General features: G+C 49.9%; 23 protein-coding genes, 1 tRNA gene, 1 riboswitch and 1 other annotated feature. Of the genes, 10 read left to right on the forward strand and 14 right to left on the reverse strand.

The features are described 5' to 3' along the window. The first annotated feature begins 356 nt into the window (after nt 1-356). Nucleotides 357-935, forward strand: coding sequence for a TetR/AcrR family transcriptional regulator C-terminal domain-containing protein (locus C1A11_RS11090; RefSeq protein ID WP_102050517.1), 579 nt, complete (start codon nt 357-359; stop codon nt 933-935). A 47-nt stretch (nt 936-982) separates the two neighbouring features. Here the strand turns inward: C1A11_RS11090 and C1A11_RS11095 are convergent, their stop codons facing one another. The 3 genes from C1A11_RS11095 to C1A11_RS11105 all read right to left on the reverse strand — a co-directional run bounded on the left by C1A11_RS11095 (nt 983) and on the right by C1A11_RS11105 (nt 3,150). Continuing rightward, nucleotides 983-2,347: a permease prefix domain 1-containing protein gene (locus C1A11_RS11095; RefSeq protein WP_102050518.1), complete on the reverse strand. Its 1,365-nt coding sequence runs from the start codon at nt 2,345-2,347 to the stop codon at nt 983-985. Beyond that, nucleotides 2,334-2,681 (reverse strand): PadR family transcriptional regulator, encoded by a 348-nt coding sequence (locus C1A11_RS11100; protein WP_102050519.1) that lies wholly within the window; start codon nt 2,679-2,681, stop codon nt 2,334-2,336. Before C1A11_RS11100 ends, C1A11_RS11095 begins: the two co-directional genes overlap by 14 nt. 169 nt (nt 2,682-2,850) lie before the next feature. Further along, the gene (locus tag C1A11_RS11105) at nt 2,851-3,150 is read right to left on the reverse strand and encodes a DUF6506 family protein (RefSeq protein WP_102050520.1); all 300 of its coding nucleotides are present in this window, start codon (nt 3,148-3,150) and stop codon (nt 2,851-2,853) included. A 294-nt stretch (nt 3,151-3,444) separates the two neighbouring features. Here C1A11_RS11105 and C1A11_RS11110 point away from each other — a divergent pair, with 294 nt between their 5' ends. After that, on the forward strand, nt 3,445-4,824 hold the full coding sequence (locus C1A11_RS11110; protein WP_102050521.1) for a radical SAM/SPASM domain-containing protein: 1,380 nt from the start codon (nt 3,445-3,447) through the stop codon (nt 4,822-4,824). 192 nt (nt 4,825-5,016) lie between these two features. On the opposite strand, the gene C1A11_RS13860 is transcribed toward C1A11_RS11110, so the two are convergent. From C1A11_RS13860 to C1A11_RS11120, 3 genes are all read right to left on the reverse strand, one after another. Next, nucleotides 5,017-5,181 (reverse strand): hypothetical protein, encoded by a 165-nt coding sequence (locus C1A11_RS13860; RefSeq protein WP_180950327.1) that lies wholly within the window; start codon nt 5,179-5,181, stop codon nt 5,017-5,019. 201 nt (nt 5,182-5,382) lie between these two features. Continuing rightward, nucleotides 5,383-5,709: a rhodanese-like domain-containing protein gene (locus C1A11_RS11115; RefSeq protein ID WP_242965916.1), complete on the reverse strand. Its 327-nt coding sequence runs from the start codon at nt 5,707-5,709 to the stop codon at nt 5,383-5,385. 48 nt (nt 5,710-5,757) lie between these two features. After that, complete coding sequence (locus C1A11_RS11120; protein WP_102050522.1) at nt 5,758-7,029, reverse strand: diaminopimelate decarboxylase; 1,272 nt, start codon at nt 7,027-7,029, stop codon at nt 5,758-5,760. A gap of 173 nt (nt 7,030-7,202) precedes the next feature. On the opposite strand from C1A11_RS11120, the gene C1A11_RS11125 reads away from it, so the two are divergent. Together C1A11_RS11125 and C1A11_RS11130 are read left to right on the forward strand one after the other, a co-directional pair. Then, complete coding sequence (locus tag C1A11_RS11125) at nt 7,203-8,339, forward strand: pyridoxal phosphate-dependent aminotransferase (protein ID WP_102050523.1); 1,137 nt, start codon at nt 7,203-7,205, stop codon at nt 8,337-8,339. A 206-nt stretch (nt 8,340-8,545) separates the two neighbouring features. Next, nucleotides 8,546-9,112: a TraX family protein gene (locus tag C1A11_RS11130; protein WP_278335984.1), complete on the forward strand. Its 567-nt coding sequence runs from the start codon at nt 8,546-8,548 to the stop codon at nt 9,110-9,112. Nucleotides 9,113-9,324: 212 nt separating this feature from the next. On the opposite strand, the gene C1A11_RS13970 is transcribed toward C1A11_RS11130, so the two are convergent. Beyond that, nucleotides 9,325-9,537 carry a hypothetical protein gene (locus C1A11_RS13970; RefSeq protein ID WP_242965917.1) on the reverse strand — a complete coding sequence of 71 codons (213 nt, stop codon included), beginning with the start codon at nt 9,535-9,537 and terminating at the stop codon, nt 9,325-9,327. A 187-nt stretch (nt 9,538-9,724) separates the two neighbouring features. Further along, complete coding sequence (locus C1A11_RS11140) at nt 9,725-10,819, reverse strand: amidohydrolase (RefSeq protein WP_102050526.1); 1,095 nt, start codon at nt 10,817-10,819, stop codon at nt 9,725-9,727. A gap of 148 nt (nt 10,820-10,967) precedes the next feature. Then, nucleotides 10,968-11,137: riboswitch (Lysine riboswitch) on the forward strand. Nucleotides 11,138-11,266: 129 nt separating this feature from the next. On the opposite strand from C1A11_RS11140, the gene C1A11_RS11145 reads away from it, so the two are divergent. The 6 genes from C1A11_RS11145 to C1A11_RS11175 all read left to right on the forward strand — a co-directional run bounded on the left by C1A11_RS11145 (nt 11,267) and on the right by C1A11_RS11175 (nt 16,699). After that, complete coding sequence (locus C1A11_RS11145) at nt 11,267-12,481, forward strand: aspartate kinase (RefSeq protein ID WP_102050527.1); 1,215 nt, start codon at nt 11,267-11,269, stop codon at nt 12,479-12,481. A 1-nt stretch (nt 12,482) separates the two neighbouring features. Next, nucleotides 12,483-13,367, forward strand: a complete 885-nt coding sequence (dapA, locus tag C1A11_RS11150; RefSeq protein WP_102050528.1) for a 4-hydroxy-tetrahydrodipicolinate synthase — start codon at nt 12,483-12,485, stop codon at nt 13,365-13,367. After that, the gene (gene dapB / locus C1A11_RS11155; protein ID WP_102050529.1) at nt 13,364-14,092 is read left to right on the forward strand and encodes a 4-hydroxy-tetrahydrodipicolinate reductase; all 729 of its coding nucleotides are present in this window, start codon (nt 13,364-13,366) and stop codon (nt 14,090-14,092) included. The genes dapA and dapB overlap by 4 nt, the downstream gene beginning before the upstream one ends. Before the next feature lie 297 nt (nt 14,093-14,389). After that, on the forward strand, nt 14,390-15,088 hold the full coding sequence (gene dapD / locus C1A11_RS11165) for a 2,3,4,5-tetrahydropyridine-2,6-dicarboxylate N-acetyltransferase (protein WP_102050531.1): 699 nt from the start codon (nt 14,390-14,392) through the stop codon (nt 15,086-15,088). A gap of 96 nt (nt 15,089-15,184) precedes the next feature. Then, nucleotides 15,185-15,458 (forward strand) — a binding site (T-box leader). Nucleotides 15,459-15,571: 113 nt separating this feature from the next. Beyond that, entirely contained in the window at nt 15,572-16,465 is an 894-nt protein-coding gene (locus C1A11_RS11170; protein ID WP_180950329.1) for an iron-containing alcohol dehydrogenase, read from the forward strand. 157 nt (nt 16,466-16,622) lie between these two features. Then, a tRNA-Met gene (locus C1A11_RS11175) sits at nt 16,623-16,699 on the forward strand. A gap of 434 nt (nt 16,700-17,133) precedes the next feature. On the opposite strand, the gene ttdB is transcribed toward C1A11_RS11175, so the two are convergent. The 6 genes from ttdB to C1A11_RS11205 all read right to left on the reverse strand — a co-directional run bounded on the left by ttdB (nt 17,134) and on the right by C1A11_RS11205 (nt 21,977). Next, the gene (gene ttdB, locus C1A11_RS11180) at nt 17,134-17,748 is read right to left on the reverse strand and encodes a L(+)-tartrate dehydratase subunit beta (RefSeq protein WP_102050533.1); all 615 of its coding nucleotides are present in this window, start codon (nt 17,746-17,748) and stop codon (nt 17,134-17,136) included. Next, on the reverse strand, nt 17,745-18,644 hold the full coding sequence (gene ttdA / locus C1A11_RS11185; RefSeq protein WP_102050534.1) for a L(+)-tartrate dehydratase subunit alpha: 900 nt from the start codon (nt 18,642-18,644) through the stop codon (nt 17,745-17,747). The genes ttdB and ttdA overlap by 4 nt, the downstream gene beginning before the upstream one ends. Nucleotides 18,645-18,728: 84 nt before the next feature. Next, complete coding sequence (locus tag C1A11_RS11190) at nt 18,729-20,096, reverse strand: citrate:proton symporter (protein ID WP_102050535.1); 1,368 nt, start codon at nt 20,094-20,096, stop codon at nt 18,729-18,731. 182 nt (nt 20,097-20,278) lie between these two features. After that, complete coding sequence (locus C1A11_RS11195; RefSeq protein ID WP_102050536.1) at nt 20,279-20,947, reverse strand: GntR family transcriptional regulator; 669 nt, start codon at nt 20,945-20,947, stop codon at nt 20,279-20,281. Further along, nucleotides 20,940-21,581 carry a GntR family transcriptional regulator gene (locus C1A11_RS11200; protein ID WP_180950330.1) on the reverse strand — a complete coding sequence of 214 codons (642 nt, stop codon included), beginning with the start codon at nt 21,579-21,581 and terminating at the stop codon, nt 20,940-20,942. The genes C1A11_RS11195 and C1A11_RS11200 overlap by 8 nt, the downstream gene beginning before the upstream one ends. Nucleotides 21,582-21,767: 186 nt before the next feature. Continuing rightward, entirely contained in the window at nt 21,768-21,977 is a 210-nt protein-coding gene (locus C1A11_RS11205) for a tyrosine-type recombinase/integrase (protein WP_102050538.1), read from the reverse strand. Nucleotides 21,978-22,052 lie beyond the last annotated feature (75 nt).

Here is a 22,052-nt window from a genome sequence, read left to right on the forward strand (position 1 = left end):
CCTTTCGAAGAATTATTCTAAGACGCACAGTTTGTGCATGGTATATTGTCTGCTGCAAAAGTGGTGCGAGCCATAAAAGCAAGCAGCGCTTTTCTGCTTTATAAGTTTGGCAAAATGGCGGCCGCAAAAGCCGCGCAAAATCGCCGAAAAAAGAAAAAGTATTCTTTATATTATACCGCGAACAGAAGGGAAAAGAAAATCTAAAATTGCCATATGTGTTTGCGCAACGCGACAAATTGGCGGGTTTGCCGAGGGACACCACCCCAAAAGCGTGCTATACTCAAAATAAAGCGGGCAGCCTTTGCTGCCAAACAAAAGCCATAGCGATAGCCCCGGCGGGGGGAAAGGAGTTTTCGATGAAGGGCCAGCAGCGCACAAAACGGGTGATTGCAGCAGCAATGAAAAAGCTGATGCAGCAAAAGCGACTGGAAGAGATTTCGGTGGGTGAGATTATTGCGGAAAGCAAGATAAGCCGCAATACGTTTTACTATCATTTTCGCGATAAATATGACTTGGTGAACTGGATTTTTCGCAGCGAAGTGCCGCTTGCCATGTCGACCATCAGCGGAAGCAACTGGCAGGAGGTTTTGTACCGCACCTGTGGCTATCTGCGCGAGAACCGCGCCTTTTACACCAATGCCCTTCGGCTTACGGGTCAAAATTCGCTGCAAGAGTACTTGATTGCCTACCTTACGGCACAGATGCACGACCAGTTTTACAGTGCCACGCAGGCAAGGCACCATGCAATATCAGAAAAAGAGCTGGATTTTGCCGCCCGGTTTTATGCCTATGCAGTTGTAGGGCTGGTGGCACAATGGGCGCGCGAGGGTATGAAAGAAGATTTTTTGGCATATAGCGAAAGTTTGCGCCGGGTGCTGAATGGCAGCCTGGTGGACGACTGTATTCAGCCTCAGCCAGAAACAGCAAATACATAAAAATAGGCAGATGCCATCGCTGGTATCTGCCTTTGTTTTTTACAAAATTAATTTTTAATGCGGATAATCAACGCGCCGTTTTTGTAAGAGAAAAGCGGAGAAGACGTTTGCCCCGGCATTTGGTCATAAAAACATGCGCCAGAGCGAAAAACCGAAAGCATCAATCCGGTGAGTCCGGCATTGAGCACCAGTGCCGCATTGCCAGAGGAGAGGAACGGCAACGAAAATGCTGAGAACAGACCGTACCCAAGATTGGTTGCAAAATAAAATGCACACTGTAAAAACAGTACAGACAAGACCGAAACAGAAATCAAACTGCCCAGCATGCTTTTTTGCTTTGTTAAAGTGTACCCCGCAAAGCCGATGAAAAGCACAAACACCCCAAGCACGACAAAGAGCGCGACCCAGCCAAAGCGGTAAATCATCAGCGTGAGCAGATAGTCGGGGGAAGAATGATCCAGCGCGGCAAGGCTTGCGGCAGTTTCAGCAGAAGCTGAACCGGTGCCATACATCTGTGCGTGGGCAAGCAAATCCCGCACAAGGCAGAGAAGAAAGCCACTGCCGTTTCGCTCGGCATAAGGGTCTGCCAACAGCGCGAGCTGAGCAGAAAAGTAGGGATGGCCGAGCAAAATAAATGCGCCAACGCCGAGCACCACTGCGGTGGGTACCAACACCAGCGCAAAGCCGGCAGCTTTATTACAGCCAAACCAGCCGCGCGCCAAAGCAAAGCAGAGCAGTGCTAAGGCAGAAAGTGTAAACAGCAGCATCCCCGAGACAAAAGAAATTTGTATCAGGATAAACATAAGCGGCAAATAGCCCAGCCCGCATAAAAGTACACCTGCCAGCCCATGCCCTCGCAGAGAATAAATAAGCATTGCAAAAAGCAACGGAAATACAATTGCAAAGTAGCTCATAGAAAATCCAAACCCGCCCAGCGACAGCCAGGCTGTTCCATTTACTTGGGGCCCCGTTAGCAGCCCAAAGCAAGACCCCAGCAATACGGCAAAGTAAAGCGGCAGAGTATGCCGGGCAAGAAGAGAAAAATCGAGAAAATAGCAGCCCAGCAATGCCGCGGCAGCCATAAAAAAGCCAACAGGCTCGGCAGCACCGCCGAATACAGCCGAGCAAAACTGTCCGGCCAGCAGCAAAACTCCGGTGAGCCCAAGCAGTGCCCATTGTGGTTTGGGACGGTGTGTGCCGTCCAGCGCGGCACCGACGGCTACTGCATCGCCCATCTGCTGCACTGCACTGTGAATTGCGGCGGTCTCTGACATACCGGCAGCCCGGTAAGCATCACACTGGTCGTAGAGATGGTCTTTGAGCTCTTTTTCTATCAGTGGTTTTGCTTTTTTCCATCGAATTTGTCCGCAAACAGTATCGCAATACTGCTGAATTTCATCAAACGATGCCATAGCGCAAACCTCCGTTCAATACTTTGTTCACAGCGCTTGAGTAAGCAGCCCATTCCATGCATTTTTCCTGCAGCAACTTTTTGCCTTTGGGGGTAATGCGGTAATATTTACGCACCCGCTCGCTGTCCGCTTTTTCTTCGTACGATTCCACCATGCCTTTGTTTTCCAGCCCGTGCAAAAGCGGGTAAAGTGTGCCGGCTTTGAGATTAAAGGTGTTGTCTGACCGTTTGGCAAGCGTTTCAATCATCTGGTAGCCATACATATCCTGCTCTTCCAGCAACTTTAAAATAAGCGTGGCGGTGTTGCCTGCGGCAAGGCCTTTTTCTGGTGCCATAGCAATGCCTCCTTATATAGATTATCTACATATGAATTATAGATAGATAATCTATATATGTCAAGAGTAGAAAATTTGCTGGCGAGCAAAAAATAAAAAAGCCGTGCAACCTGAAAGCAAAAGGCTGCACGGCAAACGGTGAAAAAATTGATATGGAGGTGAAAGCAGCTTATTCGCTGAAAAACGCAGTGAACAGCCTATCCAAAGCAGGGTCGTGGGTTACATAGCCAATGGCCATTTCGTTGTTGGTCAGCTGGGTGAGGGTTTGCGCTTTTTCGGGGCCGAAAGCCCCGCAAAGCTCTACTGCACCAAAGCCTTCACGCTGCAGCTGTTGTACCAGCAAACAAGCTTCATCAAAGTCTCTTGCGGTGCAGATGCGGGTAATCATCGCTTCGGTCTCAAACAGGGCAGTGTGCTGCGACGGGGTATAATCGGGACCCATCAGCAAAAAAGCAAATTTTTTCTTCATACTGGATGCTCCTTGTTTTTATTATCGTGTTAGCCTCATTCTACCGCAAAATTCCCGGCGGCGCTACTAAAACAGCAATAAGCCGCAAAAGCAATTGCTCTGTGCCGAAAAACCGAACCCAAGGCAAGTAAGATATAGGATGGTTTTAGAGTTTTGTACTAATTTTATACAAACGGCAAGAACTGACGCAACCACCTGCAAATAGGACATGGTATCGTAGAGTCAAGAATATGATATTCCTAGAACGGTGTGAGAAGCAGCTTGTGCCGCAACAGGAGAAAAGAGGGAAATAGCATGGCGTTTCGTATGAAAGAGTATGTAGAAAGTCTGGGCGCAAAGGTTGCGCTTTCTTACCTCGAAGATGAACCGGAAACCAATATCCCTAAGGTGCTGGACTGGGTGAAAAAATTTGATAAAGAGGGCCATTACGCGCCCGCCTATGAAATGATTGGCGAATTTTTGAAAGACCCCGACAACAACTGGTACAAATATATCCAAAGCCTGTATACTGATATCGATGCAGGAGTGCGTAAAACCCTGTTTCGCAACTTTTTACTTAACAGTGCCATCGTGGGTATGAACCGCAAAGAAGAGGCAGAAAAACAGTACAACTGTAATATCCCCTGGGCGATTTTGATGGACCCGACTTCTGCCTGCAACCTGCACTGCATCGGCTGCTGGGCCGCCGAGTATGGCAATAAGCTAAACATGGATTTCGATACCCTCGATTCCATCGTTACCCAGGGCAAAGAGCTGGGTACTTATATGTACATCTATTCCGGCGGCGAGCCGCTGGTGCGCAAAGATGATATCATCAAGCTTTGCGAAAAGCACGATGATTGTGCTTTCCTTGCCTTTACCAATGCTACCCTTATCGATGAAGCCTTTGCCGACGAGATGCTGCGGGTGAAAAACTTTATCCCTGCCATCAGTGTAGAGGGCTTTGAAGAGGCAACCGACTTCCGCCGCGGTGAGGGCACCTACTCTGCCGTAGTCAAAGCAATGGAGCTGCTGCGTTCTCGCAAGCTGCCGTTCGGTATCTCCTGCTGCTACACCAGCCAGAACACCAACGTCATCGGCAGTGAGGCCTACTTTGACGATATGATTGCCAAGGGTGCAAAATTTGCGTGGTTCTTTACTTATATGCCGGTTGGCAAAGATGCAGTGCCCAGCCTGATGGCCACTGCCGAGCAGCGCGAGTTTATGTACCACCAGATCCGTAAGTTCCGCTCCACCAAACCCTTGTTCACGATGGATTTCTGGAACGATGGTGAATTTGTCAACGGCTGTATCGCAGGCGGCCGCTGCTATCTGCACATCAACGCGGGCGGCGATATTGAGCCCTGCGCTTTCATCCATTATTCCGATTCCAATATCCACGAAAAAACACTGTTGCAGGCATATCAGTCTCCGCTGTTTATGCAGTACCGTGCAAATCAGCCGTTTAACGAAAACCACCTGCGTCCCTGCCCGCTGTTGGATAACCCCGGCCGCCTGACCCAGATGGTCGAAAACTCCGGTGCACATTCTACCGACCTGCAGAACCCGGAAAACGTGCGGGACCTTTCTGCAAAATGCTGCGAAGCTGCCGAGAGTTGGGCGCCCGTAGCGGATGATTTGTGGCAAAAGAGCGGTAAATGCACCGCCTGTGCCGGTTGTGGCGGCTGCAAATAAATTCTTGCAGCCAGTTGGTGCAAAAAAGTGCCCCTAATAACACTATAAAACAAAAGCCGAAGCAGCACAGCGTTGTGCGACTTCGGCTTTTGCCGTGTTTTGTTTGCACAATAAGGCAGGGTGCAATAAAGCAACCTGCCTTATATTATCTACAAACCGTCAAAAAAGGCCCTTGCACGGCGGCATTTGCCATCAGCGCGGAAGGTTTGGTTCTTTGCTGTTTTGCGCAATTTCCAGCGGCGGGTCCTCCTCTTCGATATACATTTCCTCTGTTTGCTGCTGAATTTCTTCCAGATCATCAATCATCTGGGTGATCTTGTTAAACAGCGTTGTGTACATTTTTTTGTAGTCTGCCATGCTATCCCCCACCTCACAACACGATTTTACTACCGGCAGATAGTAAAAAACTGCTCTGTTTTTGATAGTAGAATGTTATTGTGCATACCGCAAGCGGTTTTATGTATCGTCTGTGCCGGAGATGCTACCATGAAACTACGGCAGGGGCAGTTTTCGCTCAAAAAGGCGCAGGGTGGCAAAATAACGTCACCCTGCGCACGGCTAACGACCCTGCGCAATCTCATAGGGCCAGCGGTCAATGCCGCCATCCATCATAATTACATCGGTGTACCCTTGCTCGCAGAGAAAACCGCAAGCCAAAGCACTGCGCCGCCCACCCTGGCAATAGACGATATAGCTGGCAGTTTTGTCGGGCAGCACTTCGCGTGCACTTTCTTCCACCGTGCCCAGCGGCAGGTTTATCGCGTTGGGCAGATGGCCTTGCGCATATTCGTCCCGCTCGCGCACATCTACGAGGATTAGGGGCTCACCGTTTTGCAGCAAAAACCGCACCATGGGCGGCTCAAAATGAAAATAAGAAGCCGGCATAGACTCTCCACTCCCTTTAGGGTTTTTCTCAGTCTATGCCGGCAAGTGTCATTCTGTTTCTGTTTCGCTCAAGTCAAATTCGGGGCAGCAGTCGAGCGTTGCAAAGTAATCTTGCGGGGTTTCGGCACGGCGAATGAGTGCGACACTGCCGTCTTGTTTCAGCAGCAGCTCGGCGCTGCGCAGTTTGCCGTTGTAGTTGTACCCCATCGAAGAGCCGTGTGCGCCGGTGTCGTGGATGACGACAAGGTCGCCGGGCACGGTTTTGGGCAAGGCGCGGTCAACGGCAAATTTGTCGTTATTCTCGCAAAGGCCGCCGGTGACATCATAAGTGTGGTCGGCAGGCTGTTGCTCTTTGCCCATTACCGTAATGTGGTGGTAGGCCCCATAAATGGCGGGGCGCATCAGGTTGGCAGCACAGGCGTCCAGCCCGAGGTAATCTTTGTAAGTGTGCTTTTCGTGCAGCACACGAGAGACAAGATACCCGTGCGGGCCGGTCATAAAGCGGCCTAGCTCGGTGTAAATAGAAAGCTCAATCCCTGCCGGCTTCAAGATTTCGTCGTATACTTTTTGCACACCACGCCCGACGGCAGCAATGTCCACCTTAGCTTCGTTTGGGTGGTAAGGGATGCCAATGCCGCCCGAAAGGTCGATGAAAGAAAGCGAGATGCCCGTTTCGTTCTTCAGCTCTACTGCAAGCCGGAACAAGCTTGCAGCCAGTTGCGGATAATAGTCCTGTTCCATCGAGCAGGAAACCAGCAGCGCATGTACGCCAAACCGCTTTGCACCTTTGTCGCGCAGCAGCTTCATTGCCTCAAAAAGCTGCGGTTTTGTCATGCCGAATTTGGTGTCAGAAAGATCACCCATAATGCAGTTGGTCATGGTGAAGGTACTGCCGGGGTTATAGCGACAGCAGATGGTTTCGGGAATGCCGCAGACCGACTCGAGTAGAGGAATGTGGGTGATATCGTCCAGGTTGATGATGGCACCAAGCTTATGTGCCAGCGCGAAATCTTCCCCCGGAGTATCGTTGGAGCTGAATAAAATATCTTCACCTGTCAGCCCTGCCGCCTTCGAGAGCAGCAGTTCGGGAATGGTAGCGCAGTCAGTGCCACAATCCATCGAGCCGAGCAGCTTTAAAATGGCTGGATTCGGCAGCGCTTTTACCGCAAAATACTCTTTAAAGCCGCGGTTCCAGGCGAAAGCATCATACAACCGACGTGCTGTATCGCGAATGCCCGCTTCGTCATAAAGATGGAACGGAGTGGGGTACTGCGCGATAATTTCGCGCAGTTTTTCTTCCGAAAAGGGCAGGGTTTTCATGGGAGGACTCCTTTTTTATTTACAATTTTTTCAAATTGGTATATTATTACAAACAAGATTTCTGCTATAATAGCACATCCTTGCAGCCAAAGGGAAGAGGCAGAACCGTAATTTTTTTAATACGGTACTGGCTGGGCTGCCAAAAAAATGTGGGAAAGCGAGCGTGACCTCAAATGAAAGAACGAATGAACCCCGCCGTTACCGGCATTGCAATGTCTGGTATCCGTGCGTATTCCGCGATGGCAAAAGCCACCCCGGGCTGCGTTGCGTTAACCATAGGTGAACCGGACTTTAACACGCCGGACGCGGTGAAAGAGCGCGCCAAACAAGATTTGGATGCAAACCTGACCCATTACCCGGAGGGCAACGGCGAGCCCTACCTGCGCGAGGCCATTGCCAAATTTGAGCAGGAGAAAAACGGCTACGACTATACCCCGGATGAAGTTATCGTTACCGCCGGCGCGACCGGTGCGCTGTTCTGCGCGCTTTGCGGCATCCTTGCCCCCGGCGATGAGGTGGTAGTGCCGACCCCCGCGTTCGGACTTTATGAAACCATCATTGCAATCAGTCGCGGTGTCTACGTGCCGATGCCCACCCAGGACGACCATTTTCAAATCACCGCAGAGCGGCTGCGTGCTGTCATTACCGAAAAAACCAAAGCGATTATCCTCACCTCTCCGAACAACCCGACCGGCTGCGTGTACAGCGAAGAAAGCTTGCAGGCCGTGCGTGCCGCCGCAAAAGAGCATGATTTGTTTGTGCTGTGCGATGACGTTTACGCACAGCTGAGCTATACCGAAAACTATCACAGCTTTGCGTCATACCGCGACCTGCGCGATCGGATTATTCTGATTCAGAGCTTTTCCAAACCCTATGCAATGACCGGCTGGCGTGTGGGTTACCTTTGCGCAGACGCGCCGGTGCGCGCTGAGCTGCAAAAGGTAAACCAGAACTGCATTGTTTCCATCAATGCGTTTGTGCAGCACGCGTGTGTCACCGCACTGGGGTGCGATGTTACCGAGATGCGTGAAACCTATCGCCGCCGCCGCGACTTTATTTTGGGCCGGCTTGCAGAGATGGGCATGGAGGTTGAAAAACCGGAAGGCGCATTTTACGTATTCCCCTCGATTGCAAAATACGGGATGAGTTCGGAAGAGTTCTGTACCCGCATGATCAAAGAAGGCGGCGTCGGCGCAGTGCCAGGCGTGTTCTTCAGTGCAGAAGGGTATATTCGTTTGTCCTACTGTTACAGTGACGAAGAGCTCCGCACAGCGATGGACAAAATGGAAGCATTTTTGAAGACACTGTAAGCGAGGTTGCCCAAAAACTTGCACCGCAAACCACAAAAGAAAAGTAGCGCAAGAAAATCGGCGCTAACGCCACAGCGTTATAAGTAATTTTAAAAGCTATGCGCTTTGCCCTGGAAAGCAAAGTGAATCTTAAGCTCCGTAACTTGAGATTTCTTGAAGAGATACCGCGGATTTACTATCATAGCCAGACAAATAAACTTTTGGAGATGAAAATCACAACAAAAACAAAAAGCCGCTGCCGAATTTTAAATAGAGAGTGGCTAAAAGTGCTGGCTATGCTTTTTATGGTCTTTGACCACGCTTATATGACCGTTGTAAATGTGGCGGGGTATGGCTGGATGACACAAATAGGGAGAATTGCATTCCCGATTTTTGCACTGATTTCGGAAATTCCGTACAATTTGATGATGGGTGGAGAAATAATAGGCCCGTTTCATCAAAACGTGATGTTTACATTTTTGCTGGCACTGGTCTTTTTAAAGCTGATTGATAAGGTGCTGGCATGTAGCTTTCATTTGGCCATAAAGGTAATTTGCATTGCCGGCATTTGCGTTTTGAACGTTATTACAGGAACCATTGCTTTCGTTGATTATTCAGAGGTTGGCGTTTTAACGGTTTTGATTTTTTACCTGGCAAAATTGATGCCGAAAAAATACATAGAGTTGGCGGTACAATTTATAGGCCTTTGGTATATTAACTGGGTTTGCCTGGGTGGCAAAGTGCTTATTTTCCCCAACGGCTTTGAGTTCCCGAGCAGGGGCTGGCATTGCTGAGTTTAGTGTTTATTTAGCTATACAACGGCAAAAAATCCCTGACGGGAAAAAGCGAAAAAGCCTTTAAATATTTTTGCTACTGGTTTTACCCCGGGCACATTTTGCTGTTAAGCTTTATTGCGCTGTATCTGATATAAGCCGGATACAAGCAACGGAACAAAGGATGAGAAACGGACACCACTGCTGCTTAAAGCGATGGTGTCCGTTCGTTTTTATTCCTCGATTATTTCAATGCTTTCAATCGTGTCAATACGCAGCAGGCGGGTTTTTTGCCCCGCTTTTTTATCGGTGTAGGTAAACTGTACCCACTCATCGTCAGCGTCGACAATCTGGCAGGTCAGCTCGGTGCCGCCAGAAAGCAAAAGGGCTTCATCGGTTTTTAGCTTGCAGGTTTTGCCCACCAGCGAAGAAATCAGTTTTGACATAGCGGTCCCTCCATTTTGCACGCGTTCTAATTTTTTTACCTGTTTTTCGAGCCGTTTCACTTTGCCGGGATAGGACGAGTAGCAAAGTAAAATCATCAGGCATACAAAGCCCATCCACTCCAAAAAGCAGACCTCCTTTTAGCGCATAGTGCGCTGAGTTTTTTGACGGCTGCCGGGGCAGCGCGGTTTAAAGCGCCAGCAGCGATTTGTAGAATTCAACGCCTGCAAGCAGGGTGGATTCCTCAAAATCAAAATGGTCACCGTGCAGCGGCTCGCTGCGCCCGGTACCGAGAAAGCTGAACACTGCCGGAACTTCTTTACCGTAAAATGAAAAGTCCTCGGCGGTCATAGAAGGCTCAGTCAATCGCAGCATTTCCGGACGCATCGCAAAAAGCTGTTCGGTCAGTGTTTCATCGTTGTGTACAGCAGGGATGCCCTCGGTACAGTGCAGGCTGCCGGTGCAGCCAAACTGCGCAGGCACGGTTTCTGACAGCTCGCGCAGGCGGCGCTGCAAAAACTCAAAGTCGGCATCGTAAAAAGCGCGAAGGCTGCCGCGCAGCACCGCAGTTGCAGCAAGGGCGTTGCGCACGGTGCCGGCATGCAGCTCACCAAATTTCAGCAGCCGTAGGCAGTCGGCTGGCAGCTCGGTGCGTTCCATGCGGTAAGCCTCCAGCAGCAGTGCGGCAGCGGCCTCGGCGGCATCGGCACCCTCGGCGGCTTTGGCAATATGTACACTTTTGCCGGTAACGGTAACGTTGACCTCGCAGGAGCGTGCCATCAGCGGGCCGGGGCGAGTGGCAAGCTGACCGGCGGGCAGGCCGGGCCAGAGGTGCAGCCCAAAGGCAGCGCGCACGTTATGGGCTGCGAGCAGTCCGGTGGCGCAAACGCTTTGTGCGCCGCCGGTTGCCTCTTCCGCCGGCTGGAAAATCAGCAGTACATTGCTTTTTAGTTCGGTTTTGTGGGCGCTTAGCCAATCGGCAAAGGCCAGCAGCATGGCGGTGTGGCCATCGTGTCCACAGGCATGCATCTGCCCGACATGGCAGGAGGCATAGCTTGCACCGGTTTTTTCTTCGATCGGCAGTGCGTCCATATCGGCGCGGAAAGCGAGCGCAGTCTTGGCGCCCGCATCAAAAAAAGCAGTAATAGCACTTTCGCTGGGCAGGGCAACAGTGCAATCCAGCGCAGCAAGATGTGTTTTTACAAAATCCAGCGTCTGCGGCAGCTCGTAGCCCAGTTCCGGAATACGGTGCAGAGCGCGGCGATAAGTAATGACGGTTTCCATTCGGCGGTCCCCCTTGGCAATAGTAATTCTCTGCCATTGTAACCCAACATGAGGCGGCTTGCAACCGCAGAACACTGCAAAATGCCGGTTTTTGAAAAAACATAGCGTGTAAGGGTTGCTTTTTTGCGGAGCGGGTGGTAGAATACGAGAAAATGATAGAGGCGCGGATGCGACAAGAATTGTGAGAGCCGACAGGCAGTGACCACGATTTGCAGCAAGTCCGCCGAACTGCGCTTGCCGGGTACGGCGGTGTGGTGGGGTCCCGGGGAATACCCGTGGCACTGTCTGCAAACCAATTGCAGGGGAGCTATCTTACGTTGGAATCGTTCTGTAGATGGGTGCGTCTATGGATATACGGTCAGTAAGGGCTTTCCTTACTGGCCTTTTTTGTTTGTCTTTTTACGGACAAATTTGAAAGGTCAGGCAGGAAGGAGAGAACACTTTCATATGAATGTAGTACACAAGTACGGCGGCAGCAGTGTTGCCACCATCGAAAAGATCAAAGCAGTCGCGCAGCGGGTGGCAGAAGTCAAACGCTCGGGCAGCAATATCGCAGTGGTCGCCTCTGCCATGGGCAAAACTACAAATGAGCTGATTGCGCTGGCTTCTCAGCTTGGTGAGGACCTGCCGCCACGCGAAATGGACTCGCTGCTTTCTACCGGCGAGCAGAAAACCGTTACACTGCTGGCGATGGCGCTTTCGGCACTTGGTGTGCCGGCGGTATCCCTTACCGGTTTTCAGGGTGGGTTTGTGACAAACCAAAATTTCCGCCATGCAAAAATCAAGGATATCCGCATTGAAGCGGTGCAAAAGTATATTGATGCAGGGTATGTCCCGGTGTTGGCCGGGTTCCAGGGCATCGACGAAGAGGGCAACATTACCACCCTCGGGCGCGGTGGCTCTGATACAACCGCGGTTGCCCTTGCGGCAAAGCTCGGTTGGGATTGCGAAATTTACACTGATGTAGACGGCGTTTACACAGTAGACCCACGCCGTTGCCCGGGAGCAAAAAAACTCGCCACAGTCACCAGTGACGAGATGATGGAAATGGCTTCGCTCGGTGCCGGTGTGCTGGAAACCCGCAGTGTAGAGTTGGCCAAAAAATACGGTGTCAGACTTTACCTTGGGCAGTCGCTCGAACCAGACCACACGAAAGGGACGTACATCATGGATCAGATGAATTTTGAAGAGATGCCAGTTACCGGTATCAGCATTCGGGAAGATTGCTGCATGGTCACCGCGCGCGGGCTGCAAGCCGGCGGCGCACCGGTCAATGCGTTATTCTCGGTGATTGCGGCGCTGGACATCAATGTAGATATGATTTCGCAGCAGATGGGTGCAGATGGCAGCTGCATTTTGACCTTCAGCTGCAGCGAAGAAGCTGCTAAAACCCTGCTGGAGCAAGCACCGCAGCGCGGCTTCGCTTCTCCGCTGGAGCTTCAGCCGGGCCTGTGCAAATTGTCGCTCGTCGGTGCGGGCATGGTCACCCACAGTGGCATCGCAGGCAAAGCGTTTGCCGTGCTGCAAGAGGCAAACGTGCCTTATTACCAGATCACCACCAGCGAGATTTCGATTTCGCTGACGATAGATGCTCAAAATGCCGAGCGCGCCATTGCGGCACTTGCCGCCGCGTTCGACCTGTGTGAAGAAGAGGAGGCATAGTATGGCCTGGAATGTAACCGGTTCTCTTGTTGCTCTCGTCACCCCGTTTGCCGCAGACGGCAGCGTCGATTTTGACGCGTTGGGCGCGCTGATTGACTTTCACCTTGCAAACCACACTGACGGTCTGGTGGTACTGGGCACGACGGGTGAATCTTCTACCATGACCCACGAAGAGGATGCCGCGGTTTGTGACTACACCGTAAAGCGGGTGGCAGGGCGTATTCCTGTCATCGCGGGCAGTGGTTCCAACTCTACCGAAACAATGCTGGAAAAAAGCATCATGTTTGAAAATCTGGGTGCAGATGGCCTGCTGCTGATTACGCCGTACTATAACAAAGCAAATGCGGAGGGGATCTACCGCCATTTTGCCACCGTGGCAGATGCGGTGCACATTCCCTGCATCCTCTACAATGTGCCGGGGCGCACCGGTTGCAGCATTCCGCTGCCGGTATTGGCGCGGCTGGCCCAGCACCCGAACGTTGTCGGTATCAAAGAGGCGTCGGGTGACATTTCTTACGCGACCGAGGTAGCAAAGCTACTTTGTGATAATTTTTGTATGTACAGCGGCAACGACGATATCATTCTGCCGCTGCTCAGCCTCGGGGGTGCGGGCGTTATTTCAGTGCTCGCAAACGTCTGCCCCGCGCAGACGCACGAGCTGGTCGCTGCATACCATGCCGGCGACATTGCCCGCGCAAGAGAGATTCAGCTTTCTTACCTCGAGCTGATTCACGCGCTGTTCATTGAGGTAAACCCCATTCCTGTAAAAACGGCGTTGCAGATGATGGGAAAAGCGGTCGGAGGCTTCCGGCTGCCGCTCTGTGAAATGACAGCAGAGCATGCCGAAACATTGCGCAATGCGCTGACAAAGGCGGGAGTTTTGTGAGAATTCTTTTGATCGGACATGGACGTATGGGCCAGATGCTGGAAGAGTGCATCGCCGCGGCGGAAGATTTGACGCTGGCGGGTGCAGTAAACAGCAAAAATATCGATACCCTTGCTACGCTTGAAGACGTGGCAGATGTGGCAATCGATTTTTCTTCCCCCGCGGTACTGCCGCAGGTGGCGGAGTTTGTGCGGCGAACGGGAACGCCGCTGGTCTCTGGCACAACGGGCTATGCGGAGGATCAGGCTGCCGAGCTGCGCGACCTTGGGACGGTTGCGCCGGTGCTTTACAGCGCAAACTATGCGTTGGGCGTGGCAGTCATGGCACGTGCGCTGCGTCAGATGGCCGCCGTGCTGAAGGATTTTGACATCGAAGTAATCGAAACCCACCACAACCAAAAAGCGGATGCCCCGAGCGGCACCGCTAAGCTGTTGGTAGATGCAGTAGACCCCGAACACCATCTCACACCGGTGTACGGGCGTCAGGGCTTTTGCGGCAGACGCGGCAAAACCGAAATCGGCATCCATGCTATCCGCGGCGGTACCGTCGCGGGCGAGCATACTGTCAGCTTTTTTGGCGAGGACGAAGTGCTGGAGATTACCCACAAGGCAGCAAGCCGACGCATTTTTGCAAGCGGCGCCTTGCATGCCGCACGTGCGCTTGCCAAACTACCGAAAGGCTATTACACGCTGGATCAGATCCTTTTTGAGAACGAGGCGGAATAAACAGACGGGAAAGCTGTTCGGTTTCTCTCGCAAAAAGGTCCGGCAATGGTGGTCAGGAGAAGGCGTAAAGCCGATGCATAGCAAGAGGGGCTGTGCACCGGCCGAAGCCCTCTGAAACCGCTGCGGCTAAGCTGTTGTGCTTGGCCGGGCGCAGCGCCTGTAAAGCAGGCAGCGCCGAAGGTCTGTATCAAAAGGAAGTTGCCGAGCAGCGGCTTGTTCGCCGTAAACCGGCGCAGCGATTTGCATGGGCACAACGACAGCTTTTGAGCAGACCCTGAAAAGGAAAGGGGCATCACCATGAAAAAAACCGCAGAAGAGATCATTCACTATATCAGCACCGCAGAAAAAAAGACACCGGTAAAAGTCTATATTAAAGAGAAAGCACCGGTCGATTACGGCACGGCGCAGGTGTTCGGCGCAGGCGATAAGATCGTCTTTGGCGATTGGAAGGAGCTGAGCCCGATCCTCGAGGCACACCGCAGCGAGATCGAAAACTTTATTGTAGAAAACGACTGCCGCAATTCCGCTATTCCTCTGCTGGACATGAAAAACATCAATGCCCGCATCGAGCCGGGTGCAGTCATTCGCGATGAAGTCGAGATTGGCGATGGCGCGGTGATTATGATGGGTGCTATCATTAATATCGGCGCAGTAATCGGCAAGGGCACCATGATTGATATGGGCGCCGTGCTGGGCGGCCGCGCAACTGTGGGTGCCAACTGCCATATCGGCGCAGGTGCGGTGCTTGCAGGTGTTATCGAACCGGCAAGTGCAACGCCGGTTATCGTCGAAGACGGTGTGCTCATTGGCGCCAATGCCGTTGTAATCGAGGGTGTGCACGTCGGCAAAGATGCCGTGGTTGCAGCGGGCAGCGTGGTCATCGAAGATGTTCCGGCTGGCGCCGTGGTTGCCGGTGTACCGGCACGAGTCATCAAGCAGAAGGACGCCAAAACGATGGACAAAACCGCACTCATTGACGCGCTGCGCACCCTGTAAGAAAAACGGTTTGCCTGCCCACGGGAGGCATTGCAAAAACTTGCAGTGCTGGGTTGACAAATCATGGGAAAGTATCTATTATAAATAGTAATATAACAAATTGCGTTGATTGGGAAAAGTAGCCCGTGCGGAGAATTCCAGAGAACTTATCATTTGCTGAGAGATAAGGTTTGAGGCCGTGTGTGAAAAATCCCCCATGAGCAGTCCGCGGAAAAGGCGTTGCCTGAGTATGTGGGACCGGTTGACAGTCGTTATCCTGTCGCACATTGACCGCCGTTTTAGGGCGAAGATGTTGCAAAAGGGGCTGCCATATCTTTTTAGAAGGGCAGCAACAAGAGTGGTACCGCAGAGCAAACGCTTTGTCTCTTAGATAAGAGACAAAGCGTTTTTTTATTGCTTGCAATAAAAGCGCACAGCGACGGTAGAAAACGGATTTGTTGTAGCTGGTTCATTTCATTTTTTTGTGACATGAGGAGAATTGCTATGAAAAATTACAACGTCTTTCGTCCTGCCTATACTGCGGGCAGTGGAGCTTACCAGTCGGTCGCAGCGGTATGCGAGCCGTATGGCAAAAAAGTGGTGGTGGTGGGCGGGCGCACCGCGGTGACAAAGGTGAAAACCATGCTGACGGCTTCGCTCGCGTTTTCTACGCTGAAGTTGGTGGATTTTGTTTGGTATGGGGGCACCGCTACCCGTGCAAATGCAGAAAAACTTGCGGCACATAAATCGGTTAAAAAGGCCGATATGATATTTGCTGTGGGCGGCGGTCAGGCACTGGATACCTGCAAAGCGGCAGCAGACCTTTGCGGCAAGCCTGTATTTGTTTTTCCCACAGTCGCGTCCAGTTGCGCAGCAAGCACTGCGCTCAGCGTACTTTATACTGCGACAGGTGAAACGGAGCTTTACTTTTGCAAAAAAGCGCCCGAGCACATCTTTTTGAATACGGAAATTATTGCGCAGGCACCGCGCAGCTTTTTGTGGGCGGCAATTGCAGATGCAATGCTGAGCCATGCCGAGAAAATTTTTGCCCAGAGCAGCAAACAGATGGAACCAGCCAAGCACCTGGGCGAGCAACTAAGCCGCCACTGTAAGCTTGTGCTGGAAGAAGTGGGCGAGGCAGCTCTTGCAGATTGCGACCGCAACACGGCGAGCAAGGCGTTAGAGCGGGCAGCGCTTTGCCTCACCGTCACGGCAGGAGCCGCCTTTGTGCCTCTTTTGAGCGGCTTGCGCGCAAGTGCATCAGGAGAAGAGCAGATGCCGTATTACGAGGTTTTGCACCGTTTGGTGCGCCCTGGCAAGTACACCGATGCACAGCGGCTTGCGGCATGTGAGGCGCTGCACCGCACGGCAGACCTTGCTGCCGCAGTGGGGCAATAATGTGCTTTATAAGCAAAAATTTTGCTGTACTTTTAAAAAGTGGAATATATTTTTGAAAAGCGGCGTACAATAAGACATGGAGAAAACGCAAAAGAGTGCTTGACATCGTAGAATCTATGTGGTATACTCATTAAGCACTCAAGGCAGTGCCTTATATCGCGGGATGGAGCAGCCTGGTAGCTCGTCGGGCTCATAACCCGAAGGTCGTCAGTTCAAATCTGGCTCCCGCAACCAGTTAAAAAGTGGCTTAAACATTATGTTTAAGCCACTTTTGTTTTCTTTTAGAAGGTTGCTTTTAAGCCCGGCCAAAGCATAAAAACCCTAGGATGCTCCCAATACCCCTACCAGTAATATACATAATAGACGAATACAAGAAAAAAGGGCAGCGAACTGTCTCTGTGAAATCAGAGAAATTCCGCTGCTCTTTTTATTTTTTACTAAAGATAAAGATTGGACATTAGGCTAATGGTCTTGTGCCTATGCTCGTTTGGCATATGTGCATAAGTGCCCAACGTGAACGCTACGCGGTAGTGTCCTAAAACGGCAAAAATGATTTAGAAAGCATGCTTTGCTTTAATTGGATGGCTTTTCTGCGGCCATCTTACCCCGCCAGCGAATGTGTTAATTCAAGTGTACAGGTCCCATCCAACTTGCTGCATTGTGAAGGTTTATTTTATAAAGCTTACTTCCTTACAAATATCCGCGATGGCTTTTTCTTTCCGCTGGTTGAAAACAACTTTATTTTCCTCAAACATGTTCCGACCGCTAGTGTCGATAGATACAATAAGTGGGCCGAATTCTTTCACGCGGCAGACCCATAGTGTTTCCGGCATACCCAAATCGCGCCACTCAGCGCGCTCAATTTCCTCCACCTCGGTTGCCGCCAGAACGGCACACCCAGCGGGGAAAACACAATGGATTGCTTTTTGGCCTTTGCAAGCGGCTTCGGTGTTCGGCCCCATGCCACCTTTACCCACAATGATTTTCACCCCTGTTTGTTCTACGAATTCTTTCTCGAATTTTTCCATGCGCATACTGGTTGTTGGACCAACAGAAATCATTTCAAATTTGTCATTTCCTAAATCTCGAACAATTGGTCCAGCATGAAAGATTGCAATGCCGTTCAAATCTACTGGCAGGGCGCGATGTCCTTCGATTAATCTACGATGCGCTACATCCCGGCAGGTGACGATATATCCATTCAAATAAATAATATCCCCCACCTGAATGTTTTCAAGGTCCTCCGATTTGATTGGGGTTGTCAGAATTCTTTTTTCACTCATAATTGCACCTCCGCATGCGTTGTAATGGTATAGTTCATATCTTTGTCAAAAATAATATGCCCACGGCGATGCGACCAGCAGCCCACATTGACGGCTACGCCGATGGTGGACGGGTGACGTGCTGTGTTTTCAATGTTAACACCCATGACCGAAAAAGCGCCACTCATGCCCTGTGGGCCAAGGCCAATAGAGTTAATTCCATCCTCCAGTAGCTGCTCCATTTTGGCGGCACGTTCATTGCTGTTATGGCTTCCAATGGGGCGCATCAACGCTTTCTTTGAAAGCAGTGCCGCAGTTTCAACACTGGTTGCAACACCTACCCCCACAAGAAGCGGAGGACAGGCATTCAAGCCGTAGCTTGTCATAACGTCTAGCACAAACTGTGTCACGCCCTCATATCCAGCGCCGGGCATCAGCACCATTGCTTTGCCCGGTAGAGTGCAACCGCCGCCGGCCATATAGGTGTAAATTTCACATTGGTCAGAATCCGGGACAATATCCCAAAACAGCGTAGGGGTACCCTTGCCGATGTTCTTGCCAGTGTTATATTCGTCAAAAGTTTCTACGCTATTATGACGCAGTGGCGCATTTACAGTTGCGCGTAGCACAGCATCTGTCAAAATTTGCTCCAACTGTGCCATCAGTGGAAATTGAGTGCCGCATTTTATCCAAAATTGCAATACACCGGTATCCTGACAGCAGGGGCGGTTCAGCTTCATGGCAAGTGCTTGATTTTCTGCCATGGTGTCATAAATTGTAGTAGCCAGACGGCTGGTTTCTTTCGCGCGCAGTTCGGCGAGTTTAGCCTCCACGTCATCTGGCAGCTTTTTGCCCACAAGCGCCACAAAGGCGCTCATTGTGTCGGTCATAGAATCTATTTGTGCTTGGTTGCTCATAACGATACCTCCAGTTTAATAATGAGTTAGGGATAAAGTGGCAAGGGAAGAAGCAAAGGACTTTCAAGGCCCATTGTGCAACCGCTAGATGGGGATAAAACCCAGTACAATTGCAGTAACCAGATAAATAGGCAAGATAGGCCAGGCATGCTTTATATACTCTTTCTGAAAATCGATAAATTCTTCTTTCACTGCATCACACAATAAGTAAAGCGCAGGAATGACCGGACTAATTAAACGGAAAGACTGCCCTATCATGGAAGCAACAGCCGTCTGTTCCGCAGTGATGCCAAACTGCGCCATAACACCGCAAACCACCGGAGCAATTCCGAAATAAAAGGCGTCCTGTGGTAAGTAACAAATGGCAGGGGCTGCTGCCGCTGCATACACCGGAAGCATATGCGCACCGATGGATTGTGGTATCAGCGAAGCTATACTACCAGCGAGGGATGCCGCCATACCGCTGCCCATAAGAACCCCAGAAAACACACCAGCCGCCAAGGTGGCAAGTGCCGGAGCAAGAGCATCCGCAGCTAAATCGTTCAATCGTTCGTTAGATAATTTTACAGTTTTGTAGTTTACTAATAGTGCAATCGCGCTACCAAGCATAAACAGCACTCCGCCATGTGCTACGTCAAGAATTAACATGGCGACCAAGGAAAGCGTGAATAGCAGATTGAACCAGAACAACTTCGGTCGTTTCAACTCCGGTTCGTTTTGACGGATAGCATCCAGCATGCTTTGCATCATTTCATCGGAAATCTCTTTTGGGGCTTTGGGGTCAAATTGCAGCCGTTTACGTTCTTTTTTGCCTATGAAATATGCCATAAATACCGCATAGCAAGCAGCTAGCACCATCCCCGGAAGCAAGCGAGTAAACAGGGCACTGATATCAACATCCAATGCTGTAGCAGCTGCAATTGTAGGGCCGCCCCACGGCAATTGATTGAAAATACCAATAGGTGTGACGACAATAACTGCAAGATAAATTGGCTTCATATTCATCTGTTTATACAGCCCTAAGAAAGCTGCCAACGCAATGAGTATGGTGGTAGTCGTGTCACCATTAATGGAAACAATCATCGTTACAAGCACGGTGGCCAACGCGACCTTGAGGGGATCTCCCTTTGCACGTTTAATAAAAAATTCGCATAAAGGGTCAAACAAACCGACGCCTAGCATGATGTCAAAATATAAAACAGCAAACAGAATCAAAATCGCAGGGGAAATCACCCCCATAGAAACCTTGCCACTTTCAGCGTTTACACTATAAAACACACCGTTTTTGATCCACATAAAAATATCCGTCAGTTGCCCACCGGTCATAAAGACAGCAATGAGCCCGAACGCGAGAGGGACCAAGGTGAGTGCAGTAAACACTGATAACTTTTTTGTGGCGAGCGAGAGAATGAATACCAAGATCATACAAAGAGTTAAAATCGTGAGTGCCATGTCATTCCTCCTACTTTATTACGGCACATTATCAAATATTAGATATATGATAATGTATCCATTTATTAAGCACAGAATACCTTCTCTTCATGAAATTGTCAATTAAAAAAACAAAAATCAGCATAACACCAAAAAAATGCCGTATAAGCTGTGGATATTCACAATATGCATACTAACAAAATTTAATAATGCGTATCCTCTGCGGTTGTCGAAAAATGAGTCATAATATTTTCCATGCTGCGCATGATGTGCGCGTGCATTTCCTCATAGGCTCGTTGCCCATCACACTGAGTAAGAGCTAGTAAAATTTTCTCGTGTTCCTTTATGGAGATTTTTGCGTAGTCTTCTGCAGTTATCTTTTGTCCTATTGAAAGTCCATTCCACATCTCACTAAGCAACGTTTTCATTTTACTGTTTCCACTTGCTTCCCAGATAGCAAAATGAAAAGCTTGGTTGCAGTTGGAATAGCTTAAGCTATCACCTTGTTTTATTGCGCTCTCGCTCGCTTCATATGCACGCTGAATTTCTGTAAGATTTGCATGATTAAGGCAAACATTTCGGGCACAAGCACTCTCTAAAACTGCGCGCGTTTCATAGTGGTCGTGAATAAATTTAGGCGTAATGCCTTGCACCTCGGCCACTTTGTTGGGGCGTTGTACGAGCAAACCCTCCCGCGCCAAAATTTGGAATGCTTCGCGTACGGGTGTTGCCGATACTTCTAGTTGTGATGCAATTTCGTCAAGTGTAATTACGGTACCTTGAGAAAGCTCATGTGTCAAAATTGCTTTGCGCACTGCAGCTGCAACGCGCTCCCGAGCAGGAAGCAATTGAATGGGGCGTAGATTATTCAAAGTGATTCTCCTTTACAGCTAGCTGTGCTATGTCCATGTAATATCGACGAATTGCTATTTGAAGCGCTACCACATTTTCGTCCATAAAAGCGTTGTAGATATCCGTATTATTGGAAAGCATTAATTTCCAGTCTAGCGACAAGTGAGTCAAGCAAAATCCAAAAAAACCGCCACGTTGTTTGGCATGTAACTGAGAGAGTTGTTGGTTTTTTAGTGCGTAACTTATTTGCAAATGGAACGAATTTTCTTTTTCTATGCCTTTTTGTGCGCCTTGCTGCGGTACACTGGCTCTGTAACCTTCAAATGCATGTTGTACACTTTGGCTGTGCGGTTGCGCTTTTAGAAGCTGGGTTGCAAGTTCGATTTCAATGGCGGCTAACATAGAAAAAACTTGATGAACATGTTGCGCGGTGATTCCGATCACTCGTACATGCCGATTGGGTAACCGCTCCAATACGCCTAGTGATTCAAGCTGTAAAAAAGCCTCACGTACAGGCATGCGAGAAACACCTAGCTTAGTCGAAATTTCTTCCTGGGCCAATTCTTCTCCATCTTTTATATTACCGACAAAAATTTCTTGTTGCAAAGTTTCAACAATTTTATCTTTAAGGGAGGTCGCTGAAATAGGTTTCATTAAAGGATACCTCATTGCTTCAATATAATATTTATGACAATGGATACATTATATCTTTTTTAAGCTTGGATCACAAGCCTTCCTATAATTTGTATCCATTTTTACATTATAGATGAATACAAGAAAAAAGGGCAGCGAACTGTCTCTGTGAAATCAGAGAAATTCCGCTGCTCTTTTTATTTTTTACTAAAAATATAGATTGGACATTAGGCGAATGGTCTTGTGCCTATGCTCGTTTAGCATAGGCGCATAAGTGTCCAACGTGAACGCTACGCTGTAGTGTCCCAAAATCGCAGAAAGCGTTTTGGGATCCATACCTTGTTCTAACGCTCTTGTTGCAAAGGTATGACGCAACGCATGAAATGTAAAATGGGGAAGTCCGGCGTCTTGCAGCAAAGAAAAGCAAAGGAGAGAGCTACTTGGACATTTTTGCTTTTAGCGGAGAGATTATTATCAATGTGACTTAATTTA

Source organism: Pygmaiobacter massiliensis, from assembly GCF_900199435.1.
Taxonomy (GTDB): Bacteria; Bacillota; Clostridia; order Oscillospirales; family Ruminococcaceae; genus Pygmaiobacter; species Pygmaiobacter massiliensis.